This window comes from Thalassobacillus devorans, assembly GCF_011761345.1.
In the GTDB taxonomy this organism is placed as follows: Bacteria; Bacillota; Bacilli; order Bacillales; family Halobacillaceae; genus Thalassobacillus; species Thalassobacillus devorans.
Genome location: NZ_JAASRY010000011.1, coordinates 24,010 through 40,789, shown reverse-complemented (window position 1 = coordinate 40,789; position 16,780 = coordinate 24,010). Strand labels below are relative to the sequence as shown.

Annotated in this window: 21 protein-coding genes and 1 riboswitch; of the genes, 11 read left to right on the top strand and 10 right to left on the bottom strand. The window is 41.4% G+C overall.

Annotated elements, in window-relative coordinates; translation table 11 throughout:
- Positions 1–111: 111 nt before the first annotated feature.
- Together FHS45_RS19835 and FHS45_RS19830 are read right to left on the bottom strand one after the other, a co-directional pair.
- Positions 112–1,224 carry a methionine biosynthesis PLP-dependent protein gene (locus FHS45_RS19835; protein WP_062439651.1) on the bottom strand — a complete coding sequence of 371 codons (1,113 nt, stop codon included), beginning with the start codon at positions 1,222–1,224 and terminating at the stop codon, positions 112–114.
- 78 nt (positions 1,225–1,302) lie between these two features.
- Positions 1,303–1,411: riboswitch (SAM riboswitch) on the bottom strand.
- 174 nt (positions 1,412–1,585) lie between these two features.
- Positions 1,586–2,098, bottom strand: a complete 513-nt coding sequence (locus FHS45_RS19830; RefSeq protein WP_062439649.1) for a DUF3231 family protein — start codon at positions 2,096–2,098, stop codon at positions 1,586–1,588.
- Between the two features lie 142 nt (positions 2,099–2,240).
- Here FHS45_RS19830 and FHS45_RS19825 point away from each other — a divergent pair, with 142 nt between their 5' ends.
- Positions 2,241–2,711, top strand: a complete 471-nt coding sequence (locus tag FHS45_RS19825; RefSeq protein ID WP_062439645.1) for a DUF2188 domain-containing protein — start codon at positions 2,241–2,243, stop codon at positions 2,709–2,711.
- Positions 2,712–2,951: 240 nt separating this feature from the next.
- Positions 2,952–3,995 carry a M14 family metallopeptidase gene (locus tag FHS45_RS19820; RefSeq protein ID WP_062439641.1) on the top strand — a complete coding sequence of 348 codons (1,044 nt, stop codon included), beginning with the start codon at positions 2,952–2,954 and terminating at the stop codon, positions 3,993–3,995.
- A gap of 46 nt (positions 3,996–4,041) precedes the next feature.
- On the opposite strand, the gene FHS45_RS19815 is transcribed toward FHS45_RS19820, so the two are convergent.
- Positions 4,042–5,031 carry an acrylyl-CoA reductase family protein gene (locus tag FHS45_RS19815; RefSeq protein ID WP_062439638.1) on the bottom strand — a complete coding sequence of 330 codons (990 nt, stop codon included), beginning with the start codon at positions 5,029–5,031 and terminating at the stop codon, positions 4,042–4,044.
- Positions 5,032–5,336: 305 nt separating this feature from the next.
- On the opposite strand from FHS45_RS19815, the gene hypD reads away from it, so the two are divergent.
- The 4 genes from hypD (at position 5,337) to FHS45_RS19795 (ending at position 7,607) form a co-directional block, all read left to right on the top strand.
- Positions 5,337–6,434 carry a hydrogenase formation protein HypD gene (gene hypD, locus FHS45_RS19810; RefSeq protein ID WP_229717968.1) on the top strand — a complete coding sequence of 366 codons (1,098 nt, stop codon included), beginning with the start codon at positions 5,337–5,339 and terminating at the stop codon, positions 6,432–6,434.
- Between the two features lie 33 nt (positions 6,435–6,467).
- The gene (locus FHS45_RS19805) at positions 6,468–6,689 is read left to right on the top strand and encodes a hypothetical protein (protein WP_062439631.1); all 222 of its coding nucleotides are present in this window, start codon (positions 6,468–6,470) and stop codon (positions 6,687–6,689) included.
- Positions 6,690–6,763: 74 nt separating this feature from the next.
- Complete coding sequence (locus FHS45_RS19800) at positions 6,764–7,213, top strand: ferritin family protein (RefSeq protein WP_062439629.1); 450 nt, start codon at positions 6,764–6,766, stop codon at positions 7,211–7,213.
- Positions 7,214–7,409: 196 nt separating this feature from the next.
- Positions 7,410–7,607 carry a YwbE family protein gene (locus tag FHS45_RS19795; RefSeq protein WP_062439627.1) on the top strand — a complete coding sequence of 66 codons (198 nt, stop codon included), beginning with the start codon at positions 7,410–7,412 and terminating at the stop codon, positions 7,605–7,607.
- Between the two features lie 159 nt (positions 7,608–7,766).
- On the opposite strand, the gene FHS45_RS19790 is transcribed toward FHS45_RS19795, so the two are convergent.
- From FHS45_RS19790 to FHS45_RS19780, 3 genes are all read right to left on the bottom strand, one after another.
- The gene (locus tag FHS45_RS19790) at positions 7,767–8,015 is read right to left on the bottom strand and encodes a hypothetical protein (RefSeq protein ID WP_148349974.1); all 249 of its coding nucleotides are present in this window, start codon (positions 8,013–8,015) and stop codon (positions 7,767–7,769) included.
- A 539-nt stretch (positions 8,016–8,554) separates the two neighbouring features.
- A complete protein-coding gene (locus FHS45_RS19785) occupies positions 8,555–8,785 on the bottom strand; it encodes a hypothetical protein (RefSeq protein WP_062439619.1) in 231 nt (76 codons plus the stop codon).
- Positions 8,786–8,849: 64 nt separating this feature from the next.
- The gene (locus FHS45_RS19780; protein ID WP_062439616.1) at positions 8,850–9,488 is read right to left on the bottom strand and encodes a hypothetical protein; all 639 of its coding nucleotides are present in this window, start codon (positions 9,486–9,488) and stop codon (positions 8,850–8,852) included.
- A gap of 131 nt (positions 9,489–9,619) precedes the next feature.
- Here FHS45_RS19780 and FHS45_RS19775 point away from each other — a divergent pair, with 131 nt between their 5' ends.
- Positions 9,620–10,138 carry a GNAT family N-acetyltransferase gene (locus FHS45_RS19775; RefSeq protein ID WP_062439612.1) on the top strand — a complete coding sequence of 173 codons (519 nt, stop codon included), beginning with the start codon at positions 9,620–9,622 and terminating at the stop codon, positions 10,136–10,138.
- 40 nt (positions 10,139–10,178) lie between these two features.
- Here FHS45_RS19775 and FHS45_RS19770 read toward each other — a convergent pair whose 3' ends face one another.
- The 4 genes from FHS45_RS19770 to FHS45_RS19755 form a co-directional block, all read right to left on the bottom strand.
- Positions 10,179–11,093 (bottom strand): ketopantoate reductase family protein, encoded by a 915-nt coding sequence (locus tag FHS45_RS19770; protein WP_062439609.1) that lies wholly within the window; start codon positions 11,091–11,093, stop codon positions 10,179–10,181.
- A 211-nt stretch (positions 11,094–11,304) separates the two neighbouring features.
- Complete coding sequence (locus FHS45_RS19765; RefSeq protein WP_062439606.1) at positions 11,305–11,610, bottom strand: hypothetical protein; 306 nt, start codon at positions 11,608–11,610, stop codon at positions 11,305–11,307.
- Positions 11,611–11,749: 139 nt separating this feature from the next.
- Complete coding sequence (gene mreBH, locus FHS45_RS19760; RefSeq protein ID WP_062439602.1) at positions 11,750–12,757, bottom strand: rod-share determining protein MreBH; 1,008 nt, start codon at positions 12,755–12,757, stop codon at positions 11,750–11,752.
- Positions 12,758–12,906: 149 nt separating this feature from the next.
- A complete protein-coding gene (locus FHS45_RS19755) occupies positions 12,907–13,038 on the bottom strand; it encodes a YflJ family protein (protein WP_082411897.1) in 132 nt (43 codons plus the stop codon).
- 186 nt (positions 13,039–13,224) lie between these two features.
- Between FHS45_RS19755 and FHS45_RS19750 the strand changes: the two genes are divergently transcribed.
- The 4 genes from FHS45_RS19750 (at position 13,225) to FHS45_RS19735 (ending at position 16,592) form a co-directional block, all read left to right on the top strand.
- Complete coding sequence (locus tag FHS45_RS19750) at positions 13,225–13,971, top strand: YkgJ family cysteine cluster protein (protein ID WP_062439599.1); 747 nt, start codon at positions 13,225–13,227, stop codon at positions 13,969–13,971.
- Positions 13,958–14,596 carry an MOSC domain-containing protein gene (locus FHS45_RS19745; RefSeq protein WP_062439596.1) on the top strand — a complete coding sequence of 213 codons (639 nt, stop codon included), beginning with the start codon at positions 13,958–13,960 and terminating at the stop codon, positions 14,594–14,596. The genes FHS45_RS19750 and FHS45_RS19745 overlap by 14 nt, the downstream gene beginning before the upstream one ends.
- A 256-nt stretch (positions 14,597–14,852) precedes the next feature.
- Complete coding sequence (locus tag FHS45_RS19740; RefSeq protein ID WP_062439591.1) at positions 14,853–15,674, top strand: CAP domain-containing protein; 822 nt, start codon at positions 14,853–14,855, stop codon at positions 15,672–15,674.
- Between the two features lie 546 nt (positions 15,675–16,220).
- Positions 16,221–16,592, top strand: coding sequence for a DnaJ family domain-containing protein (locus FHS45_RS19735; RefSeq protein WP_062439587.1), 372 nt, complete (start codon positions 16,221–16,223; stop codon positions 16,590–16,592).
- The last annotated feature ends 188 nt before the right edge of the window (positions 16,593–16,780 follow it).

Below are 16,780 nucleotides of genomic sequence, written 5' to 3'. Positions count from 1 at the left end.
TTCGGGGAGGAAATAAGCTCACAATGAAAAAACCACGAAGAAAAACAATTTCTTCGTGGTTTTTTCATTTTAAAGAGGACTTTTGGGACAGCCTCATTTTTAGGTGGAAAATCAGACATGCTGGTGAGAGTTTTCTAATGCCTGCTGTAGATCCTGAGTTAAATCCTCAACATTTTCGATTCCTACAGACATGCGCAGGAGCCTGTTACAAACTCCATAGCTGCTGCGAATCTCTTCCGGTATATCATAATGTGTCTGGGTAGCTGGATAAGTGATGAACGTTTCTGTTCCTCCCAGGCTCTCCGCAAAAGTAATCAGTTTCAATTGCTCGAGGAGATGGGGGACGGCTGCTTCGTCCTGAACACGAAAGGAAACCATACCGCCTTTGCCAGGATATAAAACGTCAGCAATAAAAGGACTTTGTTCCAGGAATTCGACCAGTTGTTTGGCATTTTCCTCATGCTGTCGCATTCTCAATCCTAACGTCTTCATACCTCGCATCAATAACCAGCTGTCGAATGGAGATAATACCGCTCCTGATGAATTTTGTTCCAAACGTAGTTCTTCTAAAAGCTTGGCATCCCGAGCTACTACCAATCCGGCTAGTACATCATTATGTCCGCCCAAATATTTAGTCCCGCTATGGAGCACGATATCCGCTCCCTGCTCAAGCGGACGCTGGAGGTATGGTGTGTAGAATGTATTATCCACGATTAATAAAAGATTGTGCTTTTCAGCAACCTTGGCCAGTGCCGTGATATCGATCTGTTTCATCAAAGGGTTGGTTGGAGATTCAATGAACAGTCCTTTCGTTCTAGTTGTAATGACTTGTTCAAATTCTGCTGGATCAGAGCTGTTCACATAGTGAAAGTTGAGGCCGAACTTTTTGAAATGAGTTTCGAAAATACGATAGGATCCACCATAAACATCCTTCGTAACAATGAACTCATCCCCAGGTTCAAATATGGAAAAAGTTGCCTGAATGGCAGCCATTCCTGAACTAAAAGCCACACCTCCTGCGCCAGATTCCAGATCAGCGATTGTCTGCTCCAACAAATCACGCGTCGGATTGCCTGTTCGGGAATAATCATACCCGCTTGATTTTCCAATTCCTTCATGCCGGTAGGCTGTAGAAAAATACACAGGAGGATTTACTGCTCCTGTTGTCGTTTCGCTTCGGTTTCCTGTTTGTGCGAGTGTTGTATCAAGGTGATAAGTGCCCATCATTCCGTCTCCTTTATTGTAAAATAAAAAATCAGCTCTTCAGAAGAAGAGCTGATTATACCGTCAATTAGCCACTCCTTCTTATTTTCCAAATGGACCAAACCATTTGCTGGATGTAGCACCTCACCGTAAAGGCAGGTTGCTGAAGCTTCATAGGTCCAGTTCCCTCAGCTTCTCTTCATAAGAATTGTGAATATTCAATTGAAATGAGTTAATTACCAACATACAGGAAAATTGCTAATGATGCAATCACTTTTTCATAAAAATTTGCCTCTATACAATAAAATTTTCATATGCCTATTAACTATAGATATATTTAAAAGAAAAAACCAGACCATATTTTGATGGTCTGGTCCAGGGATTAAACTGGTTCAGGTACTTTTGTATGCATGGGAGGTGTTACCAGCCAGCCCTTTTCTTTATTCAAACGAAGCGCTTTAGCGGCAGCCTGGGCTTTGTTCATATGGAACTGCCCGAACATCATGGCAACGTCTTCACGCGTACATTGTCCGATGACCTGACTGCAGGCGACCAATCCTAGTGATAAATCTGCGGAAACCTGCGCGCTGACTTCCGGATCGTTGAAACGTGCGCCTACTGGGATATCCTCTAATGTAGCATTGGATCTTTCTGGAGCGGAAGGAGGTAATGCTATCCCGTTCGTTTTCAGAATTTCTTCAATGCTTTCTGATTCATGTTTGATTCCTTCAATCAATTCTTCAAGCAATTTCTTTAATTCTTTATCACCTGCATGGTTCATAAACGTCTGGTAACGTGTGTAATTTCCTTTAGCCACAGCTAAATAGGACCACATTCCGAACACTTCCCCATAATGGAGAGGCTGTTCTTTAGGATCGCCTGTTAAAATACCCATTAGAAACACTCCTTTTTATTGTGGTACATAGCTAGTATTCATATTGACTGGGCAACCTATACCTGCCTAAAACAGGCAGGTGATGTTTATTAAGTTCATCAATGCGGAACATAATATACAAATGATTCAGGAGGTGGACGTAATGCCGTGGGATAAAAATGATTATCCAAGTTCCTTGAAGAATTTAAATAGCGCAGTCAGGAATAAAGCGATCGATATAGCAAATGCTATGATTGATGAAGGCTATGATGAAAACCGTGCTATTCCAATTGCCACGAGTCAGGCGAAGGAATGGTATGACAATGCTTCGCAAAAAGAAATTAATGACATGAAAGATGTCGATGATAAAGAATTGAAAGAACGGGATGAAGAAGATAAACAATATGACAACCGGCCGGAATTATTGGACCGTGGAGAACATGTTGTAGCCCATGATGACGGCTGGGCTGTCCAGGCGAAAGGAGCCAAAAAGCCCGACCAGGTGTTTGACAACAAAGATGAAGCGATTGATCGTGCAAAAGAAATTGCTGAAAATAAAGGCACCAAAGCTGTCATTCATAAGAAAAACGGAGATGTTCAAAAAGAACACAATTATGAAAACAGCAACAAGTAAGTAATAAAAACAGACCTTCATCAAAAGGTCTGTTTTTATTTTATTTTTAGCAAAACACTCTGCGACAAGCCATGTTTTTCTAATTGAAACTTTTGTAATAGCAGAGGGGGGACGTATAGGTCGGATGTATCCTTTTGTTAGGGCGTTTTTCCTGAGTTGCATTTTTTTGACAGGATTCCTCTAAAACTGTCTAGAAAGCTCAAAGAGAACCCGAATAAAATGACGAAAGGATGCATGTTTGTGAAAAGAAAAGCATTGAATATCGCTTTATCTGGTGTGTTGTTAAGTTCAGGTATCGCCTTAGGTACAGGTGTGGATTCTGTTAGCGCGAACGGTCCGAATTACAATGGAAATGAAACTATTCAGAACGAACGCTTGCACTCGTATAGTGAAATGGTTAATCTCCTGGAGAGAATCGATCAACAGTCTGAAAACCTGACATTAGAAGTATATGGGCAGTCTGTAAAAGACCGCGATTTATACCTTGCCAAGTTTGGGGAGAATGAAGAAAATCCGACTATTTTATTCTTGACCCAGCAGCATGGGAATGAAACGTTGACAACAGAAGCAGCTTTAAAGATGATTCAATACTTAAGCACAAACAGTAAAGAAGTACAGAACATATTAGATAACGTAAATGTCTTGATTGCACCTCGTCTCAATGTTGATGGTGCGGAAGGCGATGTCAACTTCTCGTTGGATGATTATGTATCAGGAACACATACACGCTATAACGCAAATGAAGTAGACCTTAATCGGGATCACGTTGATCGTGAGCAGCCAGAAACAAAGGCACTTCATGAAAATGTACTTGCAAAGTATATGCCAGACTATATGATTGACCTCCATCACCAGGGTACACAGGTGACAAAAGGGGAAGACGGCCCGCTTGTGTCCGGTTCAATTCTTTATCCGACGAATGAAGATGTCGACCTGGAAGTATTGGAGGGGTCCAAGCAACTTGGTGCAGTTGTCTATGATGCTGTAGAATCAAAAGGTTATGGTACTTTGTCCAAGTATCCGGGCGGCAATGCCAATACAATCAGCCGGAATGGATTAGCAAATGAGTATGGAATTTCTACTTTGCTTTTTGAAATGAGAGGTATGGCTGACCATTACCGCGAAGACTATGTCCTTGGTCAAAAGAGTAATGGCTACCTGATTAAACAGGGTGTCGTAACGATGAAAGCAACATTAAAAGCAATTGCTGATGGGTCAATAGAAAATGCCGATACTTCTTTCTGGGATACATTGACTGGAAGTTATTATCACGGTGAAGAGTAATTAATAAAGGAGGAGCTGAGAATCAATCAGCTCCTCCTTTTTCCTGTTACAGCTTCACGATATTCCTTCCGCGTGCTTTTCCTTCTAACAATGTATTTAAAGTCTCTGGCAATTCTTCCAGCGTCACTTCATTTTTCATATTACCAAAATGTTCTTCCGGCTTAAGATCTGTCGCCATCCGATTCCAAATCTGTCTGCGAATCGTCATTGGGCATTGGACGGAATCAACTCCGAGCAGGCTGATGCCTCGCAAGATGAATGGGAAGACGGTAGCTGGTACATCAGTACCGGCAGTCAGACCGCTTACTGCAACAGCGCCGCTGTACTGAAGTTTACCTAAAATGGCTGCCAGGTTGTTTCCACCCGTCGGGTCGACGGCCCCGGCCCAATTCTGTTTGTCTAACGGTTTAATTTTTCCACCATCATAGACATCCTCACGGGAAATGACCTCTTTTGCCCCCAGCTCTTTTAAGTAGTCGTGTTCACTCTCTTTTCCGGTACTGGCCACTACGCTATATCCAAGTCTGGCAAGCATTGCGATGGCCATGCTGCCAACGCCGCCAGTTGCTCCGGTAACAAGAATTTGCCCGTCATCCGGTCTTATACCCGCTTCTTCCAAACGGTGAATCGATAAGGCAGCAGTGAATCCGGCTGTTCCATATATCATCGACTCTTCCAATGTCATTCCTTCCGGCAGTTCGACGATCCATTCGGAAGGAATCCGTGCATATTCACTGTAGCCACCATCTTTGGAGACCCCGATGTCGTAGCTGGTAGCAACTACCTTGTCTCCTTCACGAAATTGTTCGGAATTCGATTCAACTACTTCTCCTGCCAGGTCAATCCCTGGTGTCAACGGATACTTCTGCGCAATTTTACTGTTTTTCACGCTTGCCATCGCATCTTTGTAGTTGACACTGGAATAGTGCACCTTGATTACAACATCGCCTTCCGTCAAATCGTCTAGCTCTAATTTTTCTATCCCTCTTGAAAATTCCTCTCCATCCTGGTTGACTCGAAATGCTTTAAATGTCATTTTTCATTCCCCTTTCCTTGTCTAATAGTCTAGCATTTGTTTACCCTGCATACATTTTTTATACACTGAATTTTCAGTCAAAAGAAGAAAATCAGCCAAAAGGCGCACGAGTGATAATAATCAATAGATTTACATAGAATCTACTATGGCTGAAGATGTAGAGAATACTTCAAATCCCATGGAAAGAGAGGAAATAAATTGATGGCGTCATAGGCTTATATGAATCGGAAGTGATCCAGCTAATAGATTAAGCACAGGTGGTTTACTCGTTTGATTTATGGAGAGGAGCTGTAAGGATGAACCTGATGTCCTATCGAAATGGTCCCGTATTCAAGCGACTTTTCAGAAAAGCTGAGCCTCTTTTAAAAGAAAAAAGGGAAGCATTGGGCAGGAAAATTAATTTATTGGAAGTATGCGGAACTCATACGGAAGCTTTTTCTAAAACTGGGGTAAGGGATCTGCTTGCTCCATATATCAACCTGGTTAGCGGTCTGGGATGTCCGGTTTCTGTGACCGATCAATGTGATATTGATCAGATGATTGCTTATACCAAATGTGAAAATGTCATCGTCACGACCTTTGCAAATATGATGAAGGTGCCTGGCACTCATTCCAACCTTTATCAGCAAAAGTTAGAAGGTTCAGACATAAGTATTGTCCAATCACCATCACAAGCGCTTGAAATAGCTGAAGAGAATCCAGACAAAAGGGTTGTCTTTTTAGGTATCGGATTTGAAACCACCGCCCCGAGTATTGCACAGACGATGAAAAAAGCGAAAGCACAAGGGACTAAAAATTATTTTGTTTACCCTGCAAACAAGCTGACACCTCCAGCAGTCTCTTCTTTGCTAATGGATAAGGAACATCAACTGGATGGTTTAGTGCTGCCGGGGCATGTTTCCGTAATAATTGGACGCCATGGCTGGCAGCGGTTAGAAAGGTTTCGAGTACCCACCGTTATCAGTGGATTCGAGCCAATCGATCTGCTATCATCAGTTGTTTTATTACTGAAAGAGATTGATAAATCCTCGCATGTTATTCAAAATAATTATCCTCGACATGTTAGGGAATTTGGCAATGGACAAGCGAAGAAGCTTGTAGAAGAAGTTTTCGAGGTACATTCACCATCATGGAGAGGTTTCGGTAAGCTGCCAGACAGCGGACTGACCATCCATGCGGAATTTGAAAAATTTGATGTACGAAAAAATATTGTGACCGATAAACCAATGTCGAGGAATGTGAAAGACTGTCGATGCGGAGATATAGTGAAAGCGAAAGAAGTACCATTTAACTGTAAGCTGTTCGCCATTGCCTGTACACCGGAAAGTCCCTTGGGTCCCTGTATGGTTTCCTCAGAAGGTATCTGTTCGAGCTACTATCAATATGAGCGAGAATACCTGTAAAACATCAGCACCATTAAAAGGAGTGTGTAGGATGTGTCAGAGAACCTAAATCATCAAGAGGCCCGGCTGGCATTTAGGAAGTTGCAGGAGTCGGTCGCCTATACCCATATGAATATCTGTTATTGGAAACAAATTTTGATAGAGAATAAAGGTATGAAGTGCCGGTTGGATTTGGAAGAAGCAGAACGTTCTACAGAGCAATTGATTGGTCAGCTAAGACAGATTGAACTGAATTACCTCACCGATGAAACTTAGTTATTAATCTGGATGTTAATGGAAAAAGGTAAGGGATATCATGAATTCATGTATTATAAAAAGGAGAGGGTATCATGTATTATTCTTATTATTATCCGTATTACCAGCCGATGGATCGGCAAAATCAGCAGCAGCTGATCAGCAATATTGCTCAGGCCATCAACGGGGAGTACACGGCGGTCCAGTGTTATGCTAAATTGATTGAGCTTGCACCGACAAACGAAGAAAAACGACAAATCAGGGAAATCCGAAGGGATGAAGAAAAACACCTGCGGCAATTTAGTCGTATATACAGAAGTTTAACGGGAAGACAGCCGAACCCACAGCAGATTGAGGACTGCCCGACTAATTATCGGAGGGGAATAGAAGCAGCTTTCAAAGATGAACAGGATACGGTTGATTTTTATCAGGACATTGCCGAGCAATCTACCGATCCTTTTATCCAGCAGACATTCCGCCGGGCAGCATCCGATGAACAGAACCATGGCGTCTGGTTCCTGTATTTTATGACTAAAAGACGCTAAAGCGGCGGTCCGCTTAATTAAAGAACATTAATTTAATGTTTGGTCTTATTTTCACGGTTAGAATCATATTTTTCAATTTACGCTCAAAAATAGAGGAATGCGATCAAACCGGATAGAAAGGCCTTTTTAAGTTGCGCACAAGAACAAATACCTTCACAATAGAAGAAGATATTGATAGGAAGGTATGTGAAAACAAATGAGTAAAAGCGGGCAATACCGTAAAGATATTCAGCAGGGAGCCGAAGTAGATATCGTATTAAAGCAGGATCAAAGGACTGGGAAGACCACCAGGGGAGTAGTAAAAGATATTCTAACAAAATCAGCCCAGCATCCCCATGGAATAAAAGTCCGCCTTCAAGACGGTCAGGTGGGCAGGGTGAAAGAAATATTGTAGTAAAAGAAATGCCTCAAGCAATATGAATGTTGGGGCATTTTTTGTGTTTTTTAATTCTCTAAAAAGAACAAAAACGCTTTATTTATTAATTTGTAAGGGATATAATAAATTTAAGTTCATTATTAAGAACGAGTGAGGATGGGGATAATGATCAGACTTTTAGATGGTACCTATGTAGCGTTTGTGAATGGCCGGTGCTTTCGACTTCATTACCTGAATCAAAACCGCTGCCAAATTTACATAAACAATCAATACAAAGGGATCGGTCCCTTCGATTACATCAAAGAACAAATCACTATGCTTGAAAGGTTCCATCCCTTTACCAGACTGGAATATATGGAAGATACGCTGATTTTTCAGGAATTGAAAAATCAAAGCATTCGTTTTGATATGAAAGTTTGAACCCATTGGAAAAGCGGATCCGACATCAGTCAGACCCGCTTTGTAGTTTTAAACGTTTGGAAATGCTTTATTATGTTGCACACGTTGTTTTATACTTTAAAAAAGTTTAACTTTGAAGGATTAAAGTATAAGAAAATACTAAGGCTTTCGCCATAAGTACTTGGCGACAAGCCAAGTTTTTCTAATGTGTGTCTCTTTATTATGCCGCGGTTCAAATTCCGTTTGGTAGTTTTCTAACTTAGACGACGCAAGCCCTACCTCTCTTGCATCCTTACGGCTCCGAAGCCGATCCAGTGTGAATAAGTCTTTCAAAAACTTAGCACAGAATGCCAGTTTTGTCCGTCAAGAGTTCGATCATACTACACTCTTAACGTATCTTTACATTTCAACGTTCCATTCGCTATATAGCTACAAACGACAATACTACAGGAAAATAAGCATCCTGTCAACAAAATGTTTTTGAATCAAACTCCCAAACTAATGCGACAAATTTTATATTCTTAGTCTTCTTTTGCCTGAAGAACTTGGCGATAAGCCAAGTTTTTCTAATAGTCCTGGCGATATTTTTCTTGTGAACCTGAATCTTTCTTTGTTTTATCTTTTTTCTTTTCTTCCTTCATTTCTTTATTCAAATCATCCATAGGAATGGGATCAGTCAGTTGTTCATCTTCATGCTTGTCCAACAAGCTTTCGTTATCTGACTCGATTTGTTCAGGCTGATTCCTTCTAGCCATACCCTTTTGCTGGCGGTCTTTTTTCTTTTGGTTTTCAGCCATCCTTTTCACCTCATTCTTTCAGCGTTATATGTGCAATATACCTCTTTCTATAAAATCCTAAACGTTATCTATTTTTCAATTTCTTTACAAAAGATTGCACCCATTTAGAATGATAAAGCATATCGAAAGCGGTACTGATGATAAGACCGTGTAAGATTACGCCGAAAATCGTGAGGATTACTACAATCGTTTGACCGATTCCAGTGGATGGCTCAAAGGCTGTCCTGCCAAAAAAGGTAATGGCAGTAAGGGCACCGAGCATTGCCTCCCAATAGCTTTCCACTCCTGATTCGAATTGATACAGCGGGATTATGGCAAGGAAAATGGCAATCGCAGTTAATCCGGCAACCAGCGACAAGTGCTGCCCTTTTAAATATCGAATAATTGGTTTCGTATAAAACTTGGTAATCGACTTGAGTCTCAACAAGTGGAGGATTCTTGCAAACCGGGCAAATTGAAACACGGCATCCAATGGTATCGCTGCTATAACTATGAAGGGATGTTCTTTGATGAATCCCCATTTACTTTTGCTATTAAATAAGCGGTATAGAAAGTCCAGGAAAAAGATGGCCCATGTCGTCCAGACGATGTAGCTGTCGTAGCCTGTCTTTTTCCAAATCGTAGCTACGGAAAGCGTAGCCAGGAGTAGCATGAAAATTTCATATGTTGTTTGTTTTTTGGTTCGATCTGTGAAAAAACCCATGGTTGTCCATCCTCGAAATTTTTACTTTTATTCATCAGAATTATGCTAAAATTATAGAAACATAGATTTACTGGTAAAATCATACTCTTTATCAGTTTATCATATTTAACCAATGAAAAAGGGGAAGAGACATGACGGACATCAAATTGGCGGAAAAGCATCAGGGGGAAGAGATTTTTACTCTGTATCAGGCTTGTGGTGAAGTTTTGACAGCTCAATCGATTCTTCAATGGGATGAAAATTATCCTGGCCAGGCGTTTGTAGAGGAAGCGCTTAACCAGAATGATTTATATGTGATGTTAGAAGGCGGGAATATCATGGGTGCAGTCATTCTAAATGAAGCAGAAACTCCTGAATGGGAAACGGTAGAATGGCGTGATGTTATTGGAAAACCACTCGTACTTCATGGCTTGTGCATTTCTCCACCGCATCAGGGAAAAGGGTATGGACGCCAATTAATTGAGTGGTGTGAGGAATATGCGAGGCAGCGTGGATACACAAGCATCCGGCTTGATGCCTTTGATGGCAATCCTGTTTCCAACCGATTATACCTGCACAATGATTTTCAACTGCGGGGATATGTGGAGTTTACCCACAGGCCGAAAGACTGTCAGCGTTATAATTGCTATGAAAAATGGATAAGCATATAAACAGGAAAGGAAGCCCGAAACTACGGGCTTCCTTTTACGTTCAGGGATTTTCAAATGGTTTGATGATGCCGTATATGGCTTCGATATAAGGCAGTTTCAAACCGACCGTGTCACCAAGACGCAAAGCACCGCCATGCAGATGTTCGACTTCTAAAGTCAGTCCTTTTCGACGATCCTGGTGCATGGAAGAAGTCGCTTCTTCGCCTAAGTTCTCCATGCTTTCGAAAGCTTTGTCTACATGTGCATCGGTAAGTTCTAACCCATGGCTATTGGCCAATTGCTGCATATCTTCAAGGATTTTACGGGCGATATGGAAGGTTTCCGGATGCTTGCGAATCTCGCCGATTGGCAGGTTGACTGCAGTCGTAATGCCGGAAAATGCTGTGATGAACATGTATTTTTTCCAAACTTCCTTTAAAATACTATTACTTAGCTTTCCATCGAACTTTGCTTGTTCACAGGCAATTCCCAGTTCATCTACTACTTCTTGCTGGGATTGATGGAGTGCCCCAAAGATCAAGTCATGTATTTGAGAAGAGTGGATGACATGTCCGTTTTCATCAAGGGTAGCTATGATGAAGGAAAGACCTCCGATCACAGATTCCTCTCCTAATTCTTTTTGCAAGACAGAAATATGTTCCACTCCATTTAAAACCGGGAGTACCTTTGCCCCTTTGTCAACGAGTGTTTTCAACGTATCAATTGTACCGGGAAGATGGTAACCTTTCACTGATAGAAAGACAAGGTCAATATCTTCCGCTTCATTTGCGTTTCGGATAATAGCAGGCTCTTCTATTTTATAATTTCCATGCGGGCTATGTATCTCAATTCCATTTTGTTTCAGTTGGTTTGCCCGCCGTTCACGTACTAAGAATGAAACTTCATGACCGGATTCGTGCAAGCGACCGCCAAAGTAGGCTCCCAAGGCACCTGCACCGATTACTAGAATCTTCATTTTTACACCTCCGAAATCTTTATCCTTATCTTAGCACGAAGCTCGTCGATTATCATAGAAAAACTACCAACCGTGCTAAGGTGGTCTAATAAGATCCTTAAAATGTACAGTAAGGTCCTGCAGTCTGGTTTATGTGAGGGATGTCTCGTTAACCTTACCCTTATATAAGGCAGGCTCATTCCGAATAGTGGAACGAGCCTGCCTTAACTATTTATTTTGCCCGGTTCATCGCCTTAGAAGATATGGATGCGTCAATGATCAATACGATTGCTGTAATGGTATGCATGAACCATCCAACACCCGGAATGACACCGACGACACTAGTAATCAGTCCAAGGACACTGCCTGCGCTGAATCGACTGTCTTTTACAGAAAAAACTAAAGTAATCAAGTGGAGGACAAACATAAACAACAATGGCTGCCAGCCTGATCCTAAAATAAACAACCCGCCTGCAATAGGGATAGCAAGCAGACCTTCTAATATACCTGTCACCCATTTTAATGTTGTTGAGACCATTCGTTTTCACCCCTATTCTAAAAAAATTACTAGTCCTATTTTATCAGCTTTCCTGTTCTATAGGATGTATAAACCATTCTATACACAAAAAAGCAGAGCAATTGCTGCTCTGCTTTGATAGTTGTTTTTCGCCTGCCTATTATTTAGCGGCTTTTTGTAGTTTTTGAATCATTTTAATGGAGCGCCCTGTTCCGATAGCTACTGACTCCAATGGATTTGGTGCCAGATGTACGGGTACGACAATCACTTCAGAAAGCCATTCCTGCATACCTTTTAATAGAGCTCCGCCACCAGTCAAAATAACACCGTGATCAACGATATCACCGCTTAGTTCCGGCGGGCAGTCTTCAAGGGTAGCACGAATTGTCTCTAGAATTTGTTCAAGGGATTCGCGTAATGCTCCTTGTACTTCTTTAGAACCCAGCTCGATCGTTTTTGGCAATCCGGTTACCATATCACGGCCGCGGACTTCCATTTTTTCTTCTTTATGGTCGATCAACGCATGACCGATTTCCATTTTGATTTGTTCTGCAGTTCTTTCACCGATAAGAATGTTGTATTCTTTGCGGACGTATTGGATGATTTCTTCGTCCATTTTGTCACCGCCCGTACGGATAGAACGACAGGAAACAACGCCACCGAACGAAATGATGGCTACTTCACTTGTTCCCCCGCCGATGTCTACGATAACGTTAGCGACCGGTTCTTCGACTGGAAGGTCAGCGCCGATAGCGGCAGCAATCGGCTCTTCGATCAAGTGGACATTTTTGGCTCCATAGCTTTTAACCGCGTTGTGAATAGCACGACGTTCGACAGAAGTAGAACCGGATGGTGTACAAACAACAACGGTCGGCTTCCGCATGGAAGTACCTGCCTGTTTACTTGCTTTCTTCAATAGTTCTTTCAGCATTTGAGCGGTCATATCGTAATCAGCAATGACACCATCTTTCAAAGGACGGACCGGAATTACATTCTTCGGTGTCTTTCCGACCATTTCTTTTGCTTCTTTCCCTACAGCGACGACTTCTTTTGTATCCGTATTATAAGCTACCACGGAAGGCTCATTTAAAATGATACCTTTGGACTTCGAGTAGATTAATATATTAGCAGTTCCTAAATCAATACCAATTTCAGCAGTTGCAAACATGTAGAAAGTACCTCCAATGATGACAGATTTCTTCTAATATTAATTCGACCAATTTTTACTATTTTCGGGGGTAGATGATAGGAAATCCATCAATACTATTATAATTAAAAAAAGGGCAGAGAAAAAAATCCCTCTGCCCTAGTATAAACTTAATCTTCTTTTTCGGCTAATAGGTTTGCAAGAATGTGCTTTTTAAACTTTTCCACTTTTCTTCCTTCGATTGTATTAACCCCATGTTCTTTCAACTTTTCTACGTACCAGCCTTTGCTTCCTACGTGCATCCCTATCATCCTTTCTGTGTTATTGGTCATCTGCTTTTTTCGAATGCGTGTGCCATTGTAACATCTCAAAAATAGGGATGAAAGGTTTTTAAAGAAATTCAAGAGAAAAATTTCATAGGTGGTTCTGAATATAAATATGGATGTATAATGGAAGAAATCAATTGTAGCTGAAAAAGGAGCATTTTCATGACGGAATATCTGAAACACCAGGACATAATCGATAAATGTGAACGGCTGAACCAAAACTATCAGGTCGACCCGGCATTTTTCGATAACATCATAGAAGAACTGCTTGATAGTGAAATGGATACAAATTCAGTCATCTTAAATGGTTTTAAGCGTTTATTGAGCGAGGTTGACCATGAAATAGAGCGAATGGAAGACTATGCTGGTATGAAGGCTAGCTGCTTCAAGGGGTGTGCGTTTTGCTGCTATTTTCCGATTATCGTGACCCAAATGGAAGCGAAAATCATGTTGAAAGAAATTGAGAATTTTCCTGAAGAGCGGAAAGAAAAAATATATCAGCACTGGGACTCCTATTTTGACGAACACCAGGTGAAACTTGATACCGCGTTGAATATGGACATTCAGGATTCAGAAACGAAGCTGAATTATAAGCGGCTGGATTTGCCATGTCCTATGCTTGATCCTGAGACAAAAACGTGCATGGCTTACGAAATACGTCCGATCCCTTGCCGAACCTATCTCAACTACGCCAATCCTAAAGTCTGTGCTGAGAATCATATGCCAGATGAACCTTTCAGCTATGAATTTTTGTATGAATATTATATGGGTGCTTTAAATGAAATCATGCAGGCCTTGTATGAAAATGGGGAAGAGTTGTTTGTTGACTACCCAAGTGATGTATGGAGTTATGATTATTTACCTGCCTGGATCAAGCGAAGGAGTGAGTTAGAGGGTGAAGGAGTATAAGGTACAAGCTATCAGTGTCGGAAAGCCTGTCATATTAGATACAGAAAAAGGACCACTGAAAACAGCAATAAAGAAGAATATAGTAGAAGAGCCGATTTGGTTAAGCAGGCTGAATTTTGAAGGGGATTACCAGGCGGATCAGAAAAACCATGGAGGGCCGGACAAAGCGGTCTGTCTTTATCCCGCCCAACACTACAAACATTGGGAAGAGCATTATAAACAAACATTTACCTTTCCATCATTCGGAGAAAATCTGACGGTTGATGGTGTGGATGAACGGGAATCTGCCATAGGAGACAGATACCTGCTTGGGGATGCAGAACTTGAAGTTTCCGAGCCACGGAAGCCTTGTTATATCATTGCCAGAAAGTACGGGCTAACTGATTTCCCCACCCAAATGATTGAAAAAGGATTTTCGGGTTTCTACTTGCGGGTAGTTAAAGAAGGACTTGTAAATCCAGAAGACAGATTAATCTTGAAGGAAAGGGACCCATTGTACATTACTGTATCTGATGTGAATGATGTTCTTTTCCATGATCGTGAAAATAAAGAAAAAATCTCCAGAATATTAGAGACACCAGCCTTGGCTGCTGGACTGCGGGCTTCTTTAGAGCGCAAATTGTAACAAAACAGTAACATAGCGTAACATAAAAAAGCCGTTTTGACGCCTGTCAACGGCTTTTTTTATGAAAATTCTAGCAGTCTATTTGTATTTTTCCAGAGAATTATCTAAATAATTTATTCGATGTTACTGCTTTAATAGGGTTCTTTTGTTGATACCGCTTACATAATTAGTCAATGGAAAACTTTGGTTATAATGTTACAGAAAAGCGATGCTATGATGATAATGTACAAAAAACACCAAAGGAGAGGATCAACGCATGTTCAAGAAAGTAAGTACTGCATTCGCATTATCAACTGCATTGCTTCTAGGTGGTGCTTTTACAGCAGACGCACATGCTGGAGGCGAGCAACAGGCACCTTCTATTAAAGCATTCTATAAAATTCAATCCTATGGAGGTTCTTTCTCCCAGGATGATGTAAATAAATTGTTGCAAGATGTAATGAATAAATACAACATTCAATGGGATCAACTGCAATCCCCGCAGAAAGAACAACCAAAAGAGCAGCCTAAGCAAGAAGAACCTAAGCAAGAGGAGCCAGCTGAGCAAGAACAAGCTCCAGCCCCTGCTCCGGAACAACCTGCTGAGCAGCAAGAAGCTCCAGAACAGCCGGCGGAAGAGCAGCAGGCTCCTGCACCACAACAACAAGAACAAACACAAGAAGCTCCAGCTGAACAGCCAGCTGCTGAGCAAAACAGCGAGTTGAGTCAATTCGAACAACAAGTAGTAGAATTGACAAACCAGGAACGTCAAAAGCAAGGTCTTGAGCCACTTGAAGCTGACGCTGAGCTAAGTAAAGTTGCCCGTGACAAGTCACAAGATATGGCTACTAACGGATATTTCTCTCATAATAGCCCGACACATGGTTCTCCATTCGATATGATGAAAGCATATGGCATTGATTACCGTACAGCTGGTGAAAACATCGCCAAAGGACAACGCAGCCCAGAAGAAGTTGTCAATGGCTGGATGAACAGTGAAGGACACCGTAAGAACATCATGAACCCTAACTTCACTCACATCGGTGTTGGCCATGTAGAGAATGGCAATGTATGGACACAAATGTTTATTGGAAAATAATATAGCAGCTATGGAGTCCGGCCTTGAGCCGGGCTTTTTTTATGAGAAGCCCAATTAAATCCCAACGTTGAGTTTACATATAAACTCCCAATTGCTGAAGACTCAGTTTCGAGACGTTAGGTAGCGATTATGGTGGCTGAGAAAACGGATCGCTTTTCCAGCCACCATACTTTCGTTAGTTTCTCGAAACTTCCATCAGAAATATACGGTCAATTTACTATTGTAATAGGATTCTAATCACAAAATAGGGCTGGACTTTTTAAACACGATTTCGAGTGTCTTATATGGCAAGAGGCGTGGGGGAAGGGTGAGACTCCTGCGGGAAAGGATAGACTGGCAAGACCCCGCAGAGCTTTAGCTCGAGGAGGCTTGCCGTCTTCCCCGCGGAAAGCGAATCCTTCCCCAACGCCCCAAAACTCTCACGATCATCTCGAAATCAAGTCGACTTTTCGGCCCCCTATTGTTGAATAAGCCTCTTGGAAAAAAAGTAAAAGCGAGCATGGTATAATATCTAAAAGATTTCCTTTTAAAAAGGGGGAAAAATACATGGATTTCACGTCAATTGTAGAAGAGAAGATCAAGCAATCGATTCGGAGTGGTGATTTTGACAACCTTCCTGGAAAGGGGAAGCCGCTTCCGAAAGATGATATGGAACATGTACCAGCCGACTTAAGGAACAGCTATAAAATCTTAAAAAACGCCAATATGATACCAGAAGAAATGCAGCTGAAAAAAGAGATCGTGTCGTTAGAGGAATTGGTCGACTGCTGCAGAGAGCCAGAAGAAAAAGCGAGGTATATGCAGCAGTTAAGTGAAAAACAGCTTCGTTTCCAGTTGATAATGGAACAAAGGAAGTTGAAGAATTCTGGTGTATTCCGACGCTATCGTGGACAAATTAACCGAAAAATGGGGTTTTAATACCAGTAATTTAATAATGTAATACCAGCTTTAATAGCAAGGCATATAGTTTTAAAAGAAGTTCGGAATTAATAATGCTGAGCTTCTTTTTTTAATTTTAATTAGCGTTTTAATGGTGAGTGAGTACTCACTATTATTATGTTATTATAAAAGTAAGTACTCACTCATATTTTATAGTGTAGAAAGGA